This window comes from Micromonospora sp. NPDC002296 (assembly GCF_040296145.1).
In the GTDB taxonomy this organism is placed as follows: Bacteria; Actinomycetota; Actinomycetes; order Mycobacteriales; family Micromonosporaceae; genus Micromonospora.
Window position 1 is genome coordinate 12,547 of sequence record NZ_JBEOWQ010000054.1, and the last position, 15,621, is coordinate 28,167.

A 15,621-nucleotide genomic window follows, 5' to 3' on the forward strand; every position below is an offset into this window, starting at 1 on the left:
CGGTAGCTCATTCGATGCCCCGCCCGAGCGCCGTCGGCGCGACGGGCGCCACGACCCGGCCCGCGCCCGCGGGCACGCCCCGGGCGATCGCGTTGGCCGCGGCGGCGAACGCCGCGAAGTACCACAACGTGACCACGTTCGAGATCACGTTGGAGGCCGCGCTGACCGCCACGAAGGCGACCGCGCAGCCGAGGAAACCGACCGCGATCCCCCGGCCCAGCGTGCCCGGCGGGGCCCGGCGCAGCGCCGTCCACCCGGCGTGCAGGCAGAGGACCATCATCGCCAGGTAGGCGAGCAGGCCGAGCAGACCGGTCTCGACGTACGCGCGCAGGAAGTCGTTGTGCGGCTTCTTCGCCTCGTCGGCCTCGAACTTGGTCATGTTGGGCCCGATGCCGGTGACCGGGTTGCGGTTGGCCAGGGAGACGATCTCCGACCAGTAGTCGACCCGCCAGGCGAGGGTGTTGCCGGTCGGGTCACCGCCGACGGCAGTGCTGTCGGCGAGCTGCCCGAAGCGCTGCGCGACCGTCGGCAACAGGGCCGCACCCGCCACCGCGACCAGGCACAGCGCCACCAGCAGGCGCCGGCTGCGGTGCAGCAGCGCGACCACGACCAGGCCCAGGGCCGCGCCGAGGATGGCGCTGCGGGTGTTGGTGAGCAGCAGGAACACCAGCGACGCCGCGAGCAGCACGCCGAGTGCGACCCGCAGCCGGCGGACCAGATACCGGTGCACGCCGAAGCCGAAGATCACCATGAACATCAGGTACCGGCCGAACGTGGTCGACTGGCTGAACGGCCCGCTGATCCGGGTGAAGTCGCCCTTGACCTCGGCCGGCGGGTCGCCGAGCAGGACCAGCACGGCGGTGTAGCCGACCGCCAGCGCCAGGGAGGCGTACGCCGCGAGCAGGAACCGCCGGATCGCCGGCAGGTCCGGCATCAACTGCTCCAGGACGACGAACATCACCACCACGGTGCCGATGCGCAGCGCCTCCAGCGCGCTGGGCACGGGCTGCGCGGCGCCCAGCGCGCTGACCAGCGAGGTCGCGCCGACCAGCAGCAGCGCCACGCCGAGCGGGGAGCCGCGCAGCCGGCCCTTCTCGCGCAGTTGCGCGGCCAGCCACAGACCGGCGGCGAGCAGGAACAGCACGGCCAGGATCGTCGACGGGTCCAGCGTCCGGGTGGCGGCACCGCCGTCGGCGCGGCCGGCGGTCGGGCCGCTGAGCTTGAACAGGTCGACGCAGGAGCGCACGGCGAGCATCAGCAGCACGTACGCCGCGAAGCGGGTCAACGCGAGCACCCCGACCGCCAGCCCGACGACCACCACGAGGGGCAGCACCACGCCCACCCGGTCGCCACGGCTCATCGCCAGGCCGGCGACGACCGCCACCACGGCGCACAGCAGCGCGGCGCCACCGGTCAACAGGCGCCCGGTCGGGTCGCCGGTCGGCCGACGCCGGGCCCCGTCGGGCGGGCCGGCGTCACGCACCGTGCCGTGTCGCTGTCCGTCCACTCGCTCGCCGACCACTCGTCTCCAGGGATGCCGTTGCCGGTCACAGCCGAGGGACCGGGAGAACGGCCTAATCTAACGGTTGCCGTCGCCCCGGGAACATGGGCCGTTGCGTCGGCCGTGGACGGCGTAACGTCCGGCCCCCGACGGCGACACGGCCCATGATCCCCTCACGAGGAGTGACGGCGTCGTGATCCACCTGGTGGCACGGGTCGGCGACCGACCGACGCGTGCCCACGGATGGGGCCGCCGGCCCGTCGCCGGATCGGGACGACGAGGATTGACGGGACGCCATGGAACCCTCTATAAACCTGAGAAAGCTGGCCACGTACGTCGATGAGTTCGGCGTCCGCCCACCGCACCGTCCCGCGAGCCGCGCGGTCGGTGCCCCTGTGGCGGCACCCGGCTCCCCTTCCGTCCACGACGGGTCGACCGGGGCGGCCCAGCCCGACACCGAAGGCGGCAACGTGCGATACACCGACGGCCCGAGCGTGGCATGTGACCTCTACGTCGAGGCGGCTCCGCCGCGGGTCTGGGATCTCGTGACCGACATCCACCTGCCTCCTCGGCTCAGTCCCGAGCTGCAGCGGGTGGAGTGGATCGACGGCGCGGATCGCCCGAAGCTGGGGGCGAGCTTCGTCGGCTACAACCGCCACGAGCAGATCGGCGAGTGGCGCACCGTCTGCCGGGTGGTGGAGCTGGAGGAGCAGCGCCGGTTCGGGTGGATCGTCCTGGACGTGGACGGCAGGTTCGCCGGGCCCGACGGCGACCACACCGAGCCGGCGGCCACCTGGTGCTTCGAGATCACGCCCGAGACGACCGGCACCCGGTTGCGGCAGACGGCCCGGATAGGCCCCGGCCGTTCCGGGATCAGCCTGTTCATCGACATGGTGCCCGAGAGCGAGGAGGATCTGGTGGCCTTCCGGCTCGGCCAGCTGCGGGCCAACATGGACGCGGGGCTGCAGAACATCAAGGAGCTCGCGGAGAGCGACCGCTGACTGCTCTGATCGCTCCGGCCACGGACGAAGGAGCCCCGCGCCGACTTCCGTGGTCAGAGCACCGAGCCCCGCGCGGTCACAACGACATCCAGCAGTAGAGGTGCTGCTCACTCGCCTGCGCCCGGCGGGCCAGCCCGACGAGTCGCCGGAGCACGGGCAGCATGTCAACCGGCTCGCCCCAGGACAACTCGTCGATCCGTGACCAGCGGTCGGCGAGGGCCGGCAGCCGGTCCTCGGCAAGCGCGGCGAGCACGTCACGGGCGCGGTCGCCGAGCCGGACCACCCAGGGCCCGTCGTGCTCCGCTGCCGCGGTGACCGCGTCGGGCCAGATGAGCCGGTCGTCGACGAGGCCGACGTCCCACGGGACGTCGAGGGCGAGCGACACGGCCTGGCCGAGCACGACCGAGGGGTCGATGCCCTTGGCCTCCACGACGTCCACCTCGGGAAGGGCTGCCGCCCCCACCAGCGGGCCGCCGTTCGTGGCGGCCATCGACGCGGCGACCGCCTCGTCGTCGGCCGCCCGGAAGTAGTCGTACAGAACACCCACGGGAGTCTCCGATCGATCCGCCGCCGGTGGACGCGGAGCGGCGTAGGGAAGACAGGACATCGGGCGCGATCCCCTGCGCGGTGGTGCGGGCTGCGCGGCCGGTCAGGGCGCGGCTGCGGCGACGCAGAACTCGTTGCCCTCCGGGTCGGCCATCGTCACGTGGTGGCCGTCGAACTGCGTCAGCACGCTCCCGCCCGCCCTCACCAGGCGCTCGGACTCCGCCCTGATCCGTGCCCACCGCTCGTCGGGACCGCCGTGTCCCGGCACCCGGACGTCGATGTGCAGCCGATTCTTCACCGTCTTGGGCTCGGGGACCCGGAGGATCGAGAGGCGGGGACCGATGCCGTCGGGGTCGCAGAGCCACGCGCCGTCGTCCTCGGAGTCGCCCTCCGGCAGGTCGAACTGCGCGAGCCACTCCGCGCGGGTCGCGAAGGGGGCGGGCGGCGGCTCGTCGACGTAGCCCAGCGCCGTCCGCCAGAACGCGGCGATGAGTTGCGCGTCCGCGCAGTCGAGCGTCAGATCGATCCTGGCTGCCATGGGAGGACCGTATCGCGCACCTGCGACAGTCGAGCCACCAGCGGCCGACGCTGAGCGGCATCGCCGCACTGTCCACGACCCGGTAACCCGGGGCCGGGGTGGCGGCCTCCGGGCTGCGCGACGGCCGCAGACCCGCGCACCCTGCTGCTCCGGGGCTGCCGGCGGTTCAGCGGCGCCGGGCCTCGGGTCGGCGGGGCGATGGGACGGCCAACTCGAGGTACAGCCGCTCCAGGTCGCGGGCCGCCGTGTCCCAGCTGTACTCGGCGAGCACCCGGTCACGCAGCAGCGTGGCGCCGGCCCGCTCCGCAGGCACGTCGGCGGTCACGGTGGCCAGCGCCCGCAGCAGGTCGTCGCCGTCGCCGTCGCGGAACAACCGCCGGCCGGGAGCGTCGCGTTCCAGTACCTCGACGTGCGGTTCGATGTCGCTGGCCACCACCGGCAGCCCGTACGAGGCGGCCTCGAGCAGCGTCAGCGGCAGTCCCTCCAGCCGGGAGGGCTGGACGAAGGCCGCCGCGTGCGAGTACAGCTCGGCGAGCTGCTCGCCGTAGACGAAGCCGGTGAACACGATGCGCGGGTCGTCGCCGGCCTCGCGGCGGAGCCGGGCGACGAAGTCGTCGGTGAAGGAGGAACCTCCGACGACGACCAGCCGCAGGTCGGTGGGCAGCCGCCGGAACGCCCGCACGAGCAGGTCCGCCGCCTTCTCCGGCACGAGCCGGCCGACCAGCAGCAGGTACCCGCCGGGGCGCAGGCCGAAGCCGTCGAGTTGGCGGGGCGGCAGGTGCCGTGGGGCTGTCACCCCGTTGGGGATGTACCGGGCGGGCCGCCCGAACCGGGTCGCGTAGTGCGTCGACAGGCCGCGCGACACCGTCACCCTGGCGTCCGGGACGTACGCGCTGAGCCGGTACGCGGTGCCGAGCACGGCACGCGCCGCCCGGCCCCACTTGCCCCGCTGGTTGTCCAGCCCGTGCACGGTGAGCACCACCTTCGCCCGGGAGGCGTAGCGGGCCAGCGGGGCGGTCAGGATCGGGCCGAGCCCGTGGTAGTGCACGATGTCGGGCCGTTCGGCCAGGGCCGCCAGGGTCGAGGTGGTCGAGTGCACGATCGCGTCGAGGTGCTTGCTGGCGACGGTGCGGGCCCGGCGCAGCCGGATGCCGCGGTACTGCTCGGCGGACACGTCGCCGTAGCTGTCCCGGCAGTAGACGGTCACCTCGTGGCCGAACGCGGCGAGCCGGCTGGCCATCTCCTCCACGTGCCGTTCGATCCCCCCGTAGGTGGCGGGCACGCCCTTCTGCCCGATCATCGCCACCCGCAGGGGGCGCCAGCCCGGTGGCCGGGTCGCGCCCGGCCCGGAGCGGTCGTGGCGGAAAGGGCTGGTCGCCTCGACGGCGTCCTCACGAAACGGCACTGTCCCCCCTAGGTTCGCTGCGCCCGAGGTGGCGAACAGGCACCAGACGCACGGGACGCTAGATCATCGGTGGACCGGCGGACAGGGGCCGGACAGCCAGCCTGAGCAGCACGTCCGGCCATCCCGCGTACCCGTTGCGCTGCCTTGAGAACGGAGCGTGTCCGTCCCCTGACGACTGAGGGGCAGGTCAGGCGGTGGAGCCGCCGAACTCCACCCGGGCTGGCTACGGCTGGCCGGCCAGCACCAGCTCCCGGAGCCGCTGGTCGAGCTCCGGGGCATCCAGGCCCCCCGGCCAGCCGCGCAGCAGCGCGCCACCCTTGGCCACCACCACGACCGCCGGTGGCTCCCGCACCGCGTACGAGCGCCAGATCGTCTGCTGGTCGTCCAGGACGACCGGATACTCCACCCGGTGGGCGCGCAGGTAGTCCTGGACCTCGTCGGCCTGGTCCGCGCCGGCCACGCCGACGAAGACCACCCGGTCCCGGTAGCTGCGGGCGAGCTCGCTGAGGGCGGCCTGGCGGCCGGCGCAGGTGGTGCACCAGGAGTTGAAGAAGGTGAGCACGACCGGACGCTGCGCCCACAGGTCGGCGGCGGCGAGCGGGGTGCCGTCGGTCAGCGTGCCGGTGAACGCCGGGGCGGCCGGTGCGGACCCGGGCGCCGGGCGCAACGCCAGGTCGGCGGGGACCGGGCCGGGCAGCGTCGCCGCTCCGCCGGCGGGCGCCGGCGCGGGCGGCTCGGGCGGGGGCGTGCTGCACCCGCCCGACAGCGCCACCGCCAGCAGCAGCGGCAGGAACAGTCGCCTCATGACGGGACCACCGCCACCAGCGCCGGCCCCTCGCTGCTGTCCGGCGTCAGGTCGAGCGCCGGCCGACCGTCCACCTCCAGCCGGTAGGAGGCCCGCTGCGGCACCTGCACACCGACGGCGAACTCGCAGTAGGTGGGCACCCGCTCGACCCCCAGGTCCTCGGCGAAGGCAGCCACCGAGGTGCCCGCCGACAGCCGCCCGGTGGCCAGCGCCGCACCGTCCGGGTCGAGCACGCGGAACGGCGCCCGGTTGTGGAAGTGCAGGTACGGGCCGGTGCCGGCGCAGTCCACGCCCTCGGCCCGGATGTTGATGTCACGGACCAGGACCCGAACCGTCGTCGGGGAGACCGCCTCCTGCGTGGCGTCGACGGTGCCGCAGCCGGTCGCGCCGGCAAGCAGCAGGGGCAGCAGCGTCAGGGTGCCTCGCCGCACGTCGTCCTCCTTCCGCCCGCCTTCCGGGGCCGCGGCGGCGGCTGTCCGTCGCCGCGGCCCCGGAAGGAACGGGGTCAGCCTCGGGTGCCGGTCAGGACTTCTCGACCCGGCACTGCTTGGTCACCGTCTTGGTCGGGTCACTCTCCGAGGTCGCGGTGAGCTTCACGAAGCCGGCGTCCGCGGCGGCGGCGGTGGCGCCCACCGACACCTTGACCGTGGTGGACTTGCCGAACTGCGCGGTGGCGAGCTGGTTGGGCAGCCAGGTCCGCCAGCCCTTGCCGGCCACCTCCGCCGACAGGCGGTAGACGTCCGACTTCAGGTACGCGCTGACGTTCTCCGGGTGCTGCTGCCCGCCGGCCGAGTACGAGCCGGTGTTGGTCAGCTCGAACGAGCAGGTCGCCCCGCGGTTGGTCGGCTTGCTGCCGCCGGTCACCTCGCCCTTGCCCAGCGTCACGCCGTGGCTGCTCGGGCCGCCGGTGCCGTCCAGCGAGCGCACCGCCACCGTGTAGGACAGCGAGCCGGCCGAGTCCCGCTTGAGATCGATGATGTAGAAGTGCAGCCGGTTGGCCTCGTCGACGTACTCGTACTGGCTGCCGGTGTCCGCGCCGGCGTGGAACAGCGCGTCGGAGAGCTGCCGGTAGTCACCCATGGTGATCTTCTGCGGGGTGCCGTCCGGACGGTAGAAGTCGATCATGTCGATGTCCTGCGGGTTGGCGTCCACCACCCACTGGTACGGCGCGCTGTCGGCGTTCTTCGTCTTGCTCAGCAGCACGCCGCTGTCCGGCGTGAAGGAGTCCGCGCCCATCCGGTCGACGACCTCGACCGTGTAGTTGTTGAAGTTGCCGCCGTCGCACAGCGGATCGGTGCTGACGCCGCACGTCGGCGACAGGTCCTTGTTCAGCGCGATGTTCACGCCGGTCAGGCCCTTCGGGCCGGCGTCGACCGCGCGGGCGGTGACCTGCGCGACCACCATGCCCGAGGAGGCGAGCGACTCCCGGGACAGCCGCAGCACGTGCTCCTCGCCGAGCAGGCCGATCTTGAGCTTGTCCCGCACGGTGTGCAGCGAGCCCATGGAGCCGCCGTTGGTCGGCGGGATCTGCCAGCGGGTGTGCGGGCCGCCCGGGCCGTTGAACGACCCGCGCGACATCATGCTCCAGATGCCGGTGTACGCCCTGCGCAGCGGCTCACCGTACGGGTTGTTGTAGTTGTCGCCGATGCCCAGCAGGTGGGTCAGCTCGTGGGCGTAGACGCCCATGCCGGAGCTCTCCCCCTGCGTCGAGGAGCCGCCGCCGGCGTTCGGCCACAACGTCGCCGCCGCCTTCCACGAGGTCCAGTCCACGTAGCGGGTCTTCGCCCAGTTCGGCAGGTTGGGGTCCGGCGGGCCCCAGGCGTCCGGCACGTCCTCCTTGTTCTGGAAGATCATCTGCCCGAACTCCTGCCAGGTCGACGACTCGTCCTGGCCGGCGCTGAGGATGAACACCAGCTCGTACTGGTTGGCGACCTCCTCGCCGACGGCCGCCCGCCAGGCGCCCAGGCCGTCGGTGCGGATGTTCTTGCCGCACACGTCCCCGCTCGGGCAGGCGCCCGGGTTGAAGCTGTTGTCCAGCCCGTACTGGTGGGACTTCGCCGGCATCTGGTACGGCCCGAACCCGGCGAGGTCGACGCCGTAGCGGCCGTTGGAGTCCTGCATCCAGTACTCGTGCAGGGTGTGGCCCTTGTTCAGCGTGTTCGGGGTGTTCAGGAAGTCCTGGTAGAACTTCGGCACGTTCGCCCGGGGGATGTTGGTCGCGACGGACTGGGGGTTGCCGAAGACCGTCGAGCGGGCCCGCTGGGAAACCGCGAACGTCTGGTCGGGATAGTCGAGCGCCACCAGGGCGATCTTGAAGTTGCGGACCGAACCCGACACGCTCGGGTCGGCCCAGTTCTTGCCGGGCACGGCCTTGTAGTCGTTCCAGGTCATCGTGTCCGGGTTCTGCCAGGCCTGCGGGTCGAGGACCTGGAACGGCGCGGTGCCGCCGGCCGGGTTGGCCGGGGCCGCGGCGGCCTGCGCCGCCCCGGTCGCCACGAGCGTGGTCACCACGGCCGCGGCCAGCAGGGAACGCCTCAGCCGCGTTCGGTTGGGGGTAGCACGGTGCACGGAACCACCTCTCGTCGGGGAAACGCGGTGCCGGGCATCCCGGTGGGGGATCGCGGAACACCTGTCAGCAGGCCGCGCAGCGAATCTAGGAGGGCGGGCCGGGGCTGGTCACCGTGCAGATGTCGGCAGGTGGGGCGGCGACTTCCGACACCTGAAGGACCGGCGCGCACCAGGGGATCAGCCGGCGGGGCCCCCGGAAGCCGGTTCGGCGGTCGCCGCGAGGGCCCGCAGCACGTCCCGGCGCACCCGCTCGGCGGCGGGCCCGGGCAGGGGCCCACGCGGTGGGCGGCACCGGCCGCCGAACCGCCCGGCGCATCCCATGGCGAGCTTGACGGCCTGCACGGACTCGGGCCGGGAGGCCCAGCCGAGGAGCGGGTGCAGCTCGGCGTAGAGCGGCAGCGCCCGGCCCAGGTCGCGGGCGACGCACAGCTCGTACAGCCGCACGGCCTCGCGGGGCAGCGCGTTGGCCAGGGTGGCGACCCATCCTGCCGCGCCGCACAGCACCAGTTCCAGCAGCACGTCGTCGGCGCCGGCCAGCACGTCGACGTGTGGGCAGAGGTCCCGCAGGCGGTGCAGCCTGCGCACGTCGCCGGTGACCTCCTTGACCGCGACGATCCCGTCGATCTCGGCGATGGTCGCCAGCAGATCCGGCGTGAGGTCGACCCGGGTGTCGTACGGCTCGTTGTGGGCGACCACCGGCAGCCCGATCGCCGCCACCTCCCGGTAGTGGGCGACCACGTCGGCGTCGCGGGCAACGTGCCCGTCGGGTGGCGGCGCGAGCACACCGTGGGCGCCGGCCTCGGCGGCCTGCTCCGCCCAGCGCCGGGCCTGCCGGCTGCCGTAGCCACCGACCCCGGGCACCACCGCGCAGCCGGACGGCGCCGCCTGCACCGTCGCCCGCACCACGGCGGTCCGCTCGTCGTCGGAGAGGGCCCGGTACTCCCCCACCGACGCGCACGGCGCGACCCCGTGGCACCCCTGGTCGGCGAGCCAGCGGACGTGTTCCTGGAGTTGGTCCAGATCGACCGACAGGTCGTCGCGGAACGGCGTGGTGACGTCCACCAGCACGCCCCGCCAGGGCCTACCAGCTCTCACTCGGGCATCCTTCCTCCGCGCCGGCACCGCCCGTCACGCCACCCGCGCTGTGCGTGCCGGCGCCGGGCGCGGTCGTACCGGAACCTTAGGAACGTCCCTCACCGCCGGTCTTCGGACAGATGCCGGAACAGGCGCGCTGCCGCCCGTCCTTTTGTCGCTACTTCGACAGTGGACCTTGCGCGGGGACCCACCCGCACCGGAGGGTAAGGACTGGCGGTCGTGCGGCTCCTGTCGCGCGGCGCAACCAGGGGAGATCCATGCACGGTGAGCTCCAGCGAATCGTCGACGCCGTCGCCGCCCGGGTGGGACGGCCCGCCCTCATCGAGGACCGGCGGCAGCGGGTGGTCGCCTACAGCGAGCACGACGGCCCGATGGACGACGTCCGCCGGATGTCGATCCTGCGCCGGCAGACGACGCCGGAGGTAATCGCCTGGTTCCGGGGCATGGGCGTGCTCACGGCGCGCGAGCCGGTCCGCACCCCCGCGTGCGCCGAGCTGGACCTGCTGCCGAGGGTCTGTGTGCCGATCCGGCACGACGACCTGCTGCTCGGATTCGTCTGGTTCATCGACGCGGACGGCGCGATGACCGCCGCCGACATCGCCACCGCGACCGGCGCCTTCACCGACCTGTCGCTCGCCCTGTACCGGGAGAACCTGCTCGGCGAGCTGGCCTCGCAGCGGGAGACCGAGGCCACCCGTACGCTGCTGGTGGAGAGCCGGGAGGCCCGCGAACACGCGGCGCGGGCGCTGCTGGAGGAGGGCACCGTGGCCGGCGACGGGACCACCGTCGCACTCGTCGCCCAGCTCGTGCCGGCCGGCGGGCGGCAGCCCGACGAGGTGGCCCGGATCGCCCTGGAACAGGCCCTGGTGACCACCCGCCGATGGATCGGGGTACGGGAGACGCTGCACCTGGTCTGGCACGACCACGGGGTGCTGCTGATCTGCGGCGACCGGGTCGCCGGCCGCCCCTCGCCGGAGGTCTCCGCCGGCCACCTGGACGAGGCGCTGGGCGCCGCGACCCGGGGGCTGGCCTCGGTGGCCCGGACCGTGACCGGGATCGGCGAGCCCCGCGCCGGGCTGGCCAACGCGGTCGAGTCCTACCAGGAGGCCGCGCAGGCGGCCCGGGTCGGGACGCAGCTTCCCGCGCTGGGCCGGGTGGTCTCCTGGGCCGGCCTGGGCATCTACCGGGTGTTGTCCCGACTGGACAGCCAGCACCTCGACGTCGCGGGCGTGCATCCCGGGCTCGAACGGCTGCTGCGCGACGACGCCCACCAGGTGCTGCTGGAGACCCTGGAGGCCTACCTCGACCTGGCGGGCAACGCGCACGCGACCGCCGAGCGGCTCCGGCTGCACCGGACCACCCTCTACTACCGGCTGCAACGGGTCGAGCAGCTCGCCGGGACCGACCTGAAGGACGGCAACGAGCGGCTGTGCCTGCACCTGGCGATGAAGCTCGGCCGGCTCACCGGCCACTACCGGACGGCGTGACCGACGACGGCCCGGACGGCCGACGGACCGGAGCGGATTCCGGGGTGCGGCCCCCGATCAGGCGGCACGCACGAGCGTCGCGCGGGGCCCGAAACCGGGGAGAGCGCAGTGGCGCCGGGCAGACGAAACGATTGACAGTGCATCGACGCACTGCTATTTGTTAATAGAGTTTCCTAATTGTCGCGGGACCTCGACAATTCCCAAGGAGGCCCGGTCCCGTGCCGCATTCTCACATTCTCGCCCGGGGCGCGCCGTCAGGTCGTTGAAACGGGACCTGTCCCGGCGCGTACCCGAACGACGACGCCTGCGGCGGCAGGGCCCGGGCCGACCACGAGCACACTTGACAACCGGGGCCCACGGAGGGCTGACCCCCGACCAGGCCGCCGGCCGCCGGCGACACCGCCTGTTCCCCAGCCTAGGAGTGCCATGTCAGCCAAGAGGACAGCCGCCTACCTCGCCGCGGCCCTGCTGGTCCCCGCCGCGGTGGTCGGCTACGGCCTGCCGACGGCCAGCGCCGCGACCGCCGGGCCGATCACCGGACTGGGCGGCAAGTGCGTCGACGTCGCCGCCGCCGGCTCCGCCAACGGCACCGCCGTCCAGCTCTACGCCTGCAACAACACCGCCGCCCAGGTCTGGACCGCCGGCAACGCCGACGGCTCGATCCGCGCGCTCGGCAAGTGCCTGGACGTCACCGCCGCGTCGACCGCCGACGGCGCCAAGGTCCAGCTGTACGACTGCAACGGCACCGGCGCCCAGCGGTGGAGCGCGTCCAACGGCGCCCTGGTCAACACCGGCTCGGGCAAGTGCCTGGACGTCACGGACCGGAACACGGCCGACGGCACCCGGTTGCAGATCTGGACCTGCGCCGGCAGCGCCAACCAGCGGTGGACCCTGCCCGGCGGGGGCGCCACCCCCAGCCCGTCCGCCCCCGCCGGCGTCAACCTCGACAACCCAGCGAAGAAGGACGTGGCCATGCAGCTCGTCTCCGCCGCGGAGAACTCGTCGCTGAACTGGCGGGCCCAGTTCTCCTACATCGAGGACATCGGCGACGGGCGGGGCTACACCGCCGGCATCATCGGCTTCTGCTCCGGCACCGGCGACATGCTGGAGCTGGTCGAGGCGTACACGGCCACCAAGCCGGGCAACGTGCTGGCCCCGTACCTGCCGGCCCTGCGCAGCGTCAACGGCACCGACTCGCACGCGGGCCTCGACCCGAACTTCCCCCGCGACTGGCGCACCGCCGCCGCCGACGGGGTGTTCCAGGCCGCCCAGGAGGCCGAGCGGGACCGGGTGTACTTCAACCCGTCGGTACGCGACGGCAAGGCCGACCGGGTCCGGGCGCTCGGCCAGTTCGCCTACTACGACGCGGCGGTGATGCACGGCTACGAGGGCATGCGGGCGATCCGCAGCCGCGCCCTCGCCCGGGCGAAGCCGCCGGCCCAGGGCGGCGACGAGCGGACCTGGCTCAACGCCTTCCTCGACGAGCGGGTCGTCGAGATGAAGAAGGAGGCGGCGCACTCCGACACGTCCCGGGTCGACACCGCCCAGCGGGTGTTCCTCAACAACGGCAACTTCGACCTCAACACGCCGCTGGTCTTCGCCGTCTACGGCGACCAGTACCGGATCGGCTAGCCGGAGAGCCGTGAGGGCGCGGGCGGTCTCACTCGGTCGGCATCGGCGCCGGCAGCGCGCTGCCCATCCGGTCCGGGTCCCAGTAGGAGCTGTCCGGGGTCGGCAGGCGCGTGCTGGCCGTTCCGACGTCGCCGGTGGACGTGGGTGCCGAGGGCTGGCCCGCCGGCCCGGGCCCGCGGGCCGTCACCACCCCGGCCACCACGACGGCGACCAGCACGACCCCGACCGCCGCCCCCACGACCACCACCCACCCGTTCCTCATCTTCCGCTCCTCTCCGCCGACCCCGGCGCTTCGACCGTTCCGGTCTCCGGCCGGCGACCGGAGCAGCACCTCGGTGGGACGCGCGCGAACCCCGACCGGATCCCACGGATCGCGGTCGGGGTCGGCGTTTCACCCTGCCGGGTGACTCAGGTGCGGTTCGCCACCGAGTTGAAGACGTCCATGATCGCGGTGTCGAAGTACGAACTCCGGTTCACCCCGTTGCCGTCCAACGTGCTCATGATGCCGTTGACGTAGCCGTACGCGTCGTTGTAAAGCCGTAGCCAGACCGAGCCGCTGGAGCCACCGGTGAAGCCGCAGCCGAGGGCGATCTTGTTCTCCTGGAACGGCCAGATGCCGGGCCGGTAGGTCGTGCCCTGGCAGTACTGCTGCCAGCCGCCGTCGTACGGGGGCGCCGCCGGGTAGGCGAGAATGGTCACGGCCTGGTCGTAGCTGTAATTGACCGAGAGCCCGTTTCCGCCGAGCACGTCGACGGGCCGCTGGTTGGAGCCGTTCGGCCACACCGTGATGTAGGAGACGTCCCGGTCGAGGTTGCTGTCGTTGATCCACACATTGAAGGTCGTCAGATACTTCGCTGACCAGCGGCCATACGGCTCGGCACCGTAGTTGTACAGCGGGACGAATACCCAGTTCTGCATCCACTGGCCGCCGCTGCCGCCGTGCACGCAGTGCCCGGCGCTCATGACGAGCAGCTTGGAGCCGCTGTTCACGGTGCCCGCCGAGCAGACGTAGTTCAATCCGTTGGCCGGGTTGTAGAAGAAGACCTTGCCGACCGTGGCGGAGGCGGCGACGTTGGCGGCCATGGAGCCGCCGGCGGCGGGGACGCGGCCGGCAGCGGCCCTCACGGTCGGCGCGGCAGGCGGCGTGGACCGGGCCGCGCCGGTCGGGCGCAGGCTCTCACCGGAACTGGCAGGAGCCTTCTTGACCAGGGTGTCCGCCGAGATCGCGGTGCGCATCCGCTCGGGGGTCCAGTAGTTGCTGGCCTGCTCGGCGGTCGTCAGTCCACTGCGGGCGGCGGAGGCGGAGACGGTCGCCGACGCCGTGCTGACCGACGTACCGGCGGGGGCGTCGGGGGCCGGGGCCGCCTGCGCGGTGCCGGCTCCGACCAGGGCCATTCCCGCGGCGAGCGTCACGGTCGCGGCGACCCGGGTCACGCGCCGGATGTCCGGAAAGTGCATTCGTTCTCCTTCTAGTGATGGAATTGGCGCTTGTCTAAGCGCTGGCGACAGCATGGCCAGCCGAGAAGCATGAACGGAAGCGGATCGGGGCGTTAATTCCGTCGCTGACAGTGTGTCGGCGTCATGACCCAGGGCAATGGCGTCGACGCCGAGAGTGATAGAAACTGGTATCCGCTTCCGAACCAGCGTCGAATACGTGGGGAGAAACGCCTATGGGTCGGCTCACCCGTCCGTTCGTGCCAACGGGTCCCGTGGCCGATTTCTACGAGCGGCTGCACGACCTGCACGTCGCCGCCGGCCAACCGAGCATGCGCCGGTTGCAGCGGCTGACCCGCGCCGAGGGGTGGCCCACGGGGATCAACCCCACCTCCGTCCACGCCGCCTTCGTCCGCCCGCGCCTCGCCCGCTGGGAGGTGGTGCGCGAGATCGTCCGGGTGCTCGGCGGCGACGTCGACGAGTTCGCCGACCTGTGGTGCCGGGCCCACCGCTGCCAGGCCCGCGACGGTGTCGGCCCGGTGGACCCGACGCCGCAGGACCGGGCGTGGGCGCCGGCGGCGACCGTCCCCGTGCCCCGGGAGCTGCCCCCCGACATCCTGCCGTTCATCGGGCGCGGCCAGCTCCGCGGCGTGCTGGACGGGCTGCTCGGCGAGGCGACGAACCGGGCGGCGATGATGACCGTGCTGCTCACCGGGGCGGCCGGGATCGGCAAGACGGCCCTGGCCGTGCACTGGGCGCACCGGGTGGCCGGGGCTTTCCCCGACGGCCAGCTCTACGTGGACCTGCGAGGCGACGGCTCGGGTCAGCCACCGTCGTCGACGGAGGTGCTCGCCGCCTTTCTCAACGCCCTCGGCGTCGTCGGTGCCGAGCTGCCCGGCACGCCGGCCGCGCTGGCCGCCTGTTACCGGACCCGGATGTCCGGCCGCCGGACACTGGTGCTGCTCGACAACGCGTCCTGCGTCGAGCAGGTCCGTCCCCTGCTGCCCGGGTCACCGGGCTGTTTGGTCCTGGTGACCAGCCGGGACAACCTGGCCGATCTGGTCGTCCGGCACGGCGCGCGGCGGCTGGAGCTGGGTCCGCTGAGTACCGAGGCGGCCGTCGAACTGTTGCGCGGACTGCTGGGCGACCGGGTCGACGCGGAGCCCGAGGCCGCGTACGAACTCGTCCGGCGCTGCGGGGCGCGCCCGCTCGCCCTGCGCGCCGCCGCGGAACGGGCGGCGGCCCGCGGCACGCTCGGGCTGGCCACACCGAACCCGACGGCCGCCGAGCCGACGCGGGGTCCGGGGGCCGCCGCGGAGCGGGTCCGGCCGCCGCGCCTGCGCGGGCCGACCGATCCGGCCCGGCAGGCCGGAGCCCTCGCGCCGGCCCTGCTGTCCCGGATGCGCCCGGCCGTCGCCGGGCCCACGGTGCGATGGCCGGAGCAGGCCCGAACCAGCGCCGGCTGAGCGGGCGTGGGGGCGTCCAGAGCTGGGACGCCTGGTCACCACGATCGCGGGGCTGCTGCGCCACGCGAGGTTCGCGGAGATCAAGCCGGCCGGGCCCGGCGCAGCGGCTTCCACGCCGCGCCGGGCCCCTTCGTCGCGCGCCG

Annotated in this window: 14 protein-coding genes; 4 read left to right on the forward strand and 10 right to left on the reverse strand. The window is 73.1% G+C overall.

Going from position 1 to position 15,621, the window contains the following annotated elements:
* Window positions 1-7: 7 nt before the first annotated feature.
* Window positions 8-1,507, reverse strand: a complete 1,500-nt coding sequence (locus ABT023_RS25950) for an O-antigen ligase family protein (RefSeq protein WP_350889005.1) — start codon at window positions 1,505-1,507, stop codon at window positions 8-10.
* A gap of 464 nt (window positions 1,508-1,971) precedes the next feature.
* Between ABT023_RS25950 and ABT023_RS25955 the strand changes: the two genes are divergently transcribed.
* Window positions 1,972-2,502, forward strand: a complete 531-nt coding sequence (locus ABT023_RS25955) for an SRPBCC family protein (RefSeq protein WP_350889006.1) — start codon at window positions 1,972-1,974, stop codon at window positions 2,500-2,502.
* 76 nt (window positions 2,503-2,578) lie between these two features.
* Here the strand turns inward: ABT023_RS25955 and ABT023_RS25960 are convergent, their stop codons facing one another.
* The 7 genes from ABT023_RS25960 to ABT023_RS25990 form a co-directional block, all read right to left on the reverse strand.
* Complete coding sequence (locus tag ABT023_RS25960; RefSeq protein ID WP_350889007.1) at window positions 2,579-3,049, reverse strand: hypothetical protein; 471 nt, start codon at window positions 3,047-3,049, stop codon at window positions 2,579-2,581.
* 102 nt (window positions 3,050-3,151) lie between these two features.
* Entirely contained in the window at window positions 3,152-3,586 is a 435-nt protein-coding gene (locus ABT023_RS25965; RefSeq protein ID WP_350889008.1) for a VOC family protein, read from the reverse strand.
* A 166-nt stretch (window positions 3,587-3,752) separates the two neighbouring features.
* On the reverse strand, window positions 3,753-4,991 hold the full coding sequence (locus ABT023_RS25970; protein WP_350889009.1) for a glycosyltransferase family 4 protein: 1,239 nt from the start codon (window positions 4,989-4,991) through the stop codon (window positions 3,753-3,755).
* Between the two features lie 223 nt (window positions 4,992-5,214).
* Entirely contained in the window at window positions 5,215-5,796 is a 582-nt protein-coding gene (locus tag ABT023_RS25975; protein WP_350889010.1) for a TlpA family protein disulfide reductase, read from the reverse strand.
* Window positions 5,793-6,227 carry a hypothetical protein gene (locus ABT023_RS25980; protein ID WP_350889011.1) on the reverse strand — a complete coding sequence of 145 codons (435 nt, stop codon included), beginning with the start codon at window positions 6,225-6,227 and terminating at the stop codon, window positions 5,793-5,795. Before ABT023_RS25980 ends, ABT023_RS25975 begins: the two co-directional genes overlap by 4 nt.
* A gap of 91 nt (window positions 6,228-6,318) precedes the next feature.
* Window positions 6,319-8,364: a M6 family metalloprotease domain-containing protein gene (locus tag ABT023_RS25985; protein ID WP_350889012.1), complete on the reverse strand. Its 2,046-nt coding sequence runs from the start codon at window positions 8,362-8,364 to the stop codon at window positions 6,319-6,321.
* A 177-nt stretch (window positions 8,365-8,541) separates the two neighbouring features.
* Window positions 8,542-9,459: a dihydrodipicolinate synthase family protein gene (locus ABT023_RS25990; RefSeq protein ID WP_350889013.1), complete on the reverse strand. Its 918-nt coding sequence runs from the start codon at window positions 9,457-9,459 to the stop codon at window positions 8,542-8,544.
* A gap of 257 nt (window positions 9,460-9,716) precedes the next feature.
* Between ABT023_RS25990 and ABT023_RS25995 the strand changes: the two genes are divergently transcribed.
* Together ABT023_RS25995 and ABT023_RS26000 are read left to right on the forward strand one after the other, a co-directional pair.
* Window positions 9,717-10,946, forward strand: coding sequence for a PucR family transcriptional regulator (locus tag ABT023_RS25995; RefSeq protein ID WP_350889014.1), 1,230 nt, complete (start codon window positions 9,717-9,719; stop codon window positions 10,944-10,946).
* A 426-nt stretch (window positions 10,947-11,372) separates the two neighbouring features.
* Window positions 11,373-12,578 carry a chitosanase gene (locus ABT023_RS26000; protein WP_350889015.1) on the forward strand — a complete coding sequence of 402 codons (1,206 nt, stop codon included), beginning with the start codon at window positions 11,373-11,375 and terminating at the stop codon, window positions 12,576-12,578.
* Window positions 12,579-12,606: 28 nt separating this feature from the next.
* On the opposite strand, the gene ABT023_RS26005 is transcribed toward ABT023_RS26000, so the two are convergent.
* Window positions 12,607-12,840 carry a hypothetical protein gene (locus ABT023_RS26005; protein ID WP_350889016.1) on the reverse strand — a complete coding sequence of 78 codons (234 nt, stop codon included), beginning with the start codon at window positions 12,838-12,840 and terminating at the stop codon, window positions 12,607-12,609.
* A gap of 146 nt (window positions 12,841-12,986) precedes the next feature.
* The gene (locus ABT023_RS26010) at window positions 12,987-14,036 is read right to left on the reverse strand and encodes a trypsin-like serine peptidase (RefSeq protein WP_350889017.1); all 1,050 of its coding nucleotides are present in this window, start codon (window positions 14,034-14,036) and stop codon (window positions 12,987-12,989) included.
* A gap of 236 nt (window positions 14,037-14,272) precedes the next feature.
* On the opposite strand from ABT023_RS26010, the gene ABT023_RS26015 reads away from it, so the two are divergent.
* The gene (locus tag ABT023_RS26015) at window positions 14,273-15,478 is read left to right on the forward strand and encodes an ATP-binding protein (RefSeq protein ID WP_350889018.1); all 1,206 of its coding nucleotides are present in this window, start codon (window positions 14,273-14,275) and stop codon (window positions 15,476-15,478) included.
* Window positions 15,479-15,621 lie beyond the last annotated feature (143 nt).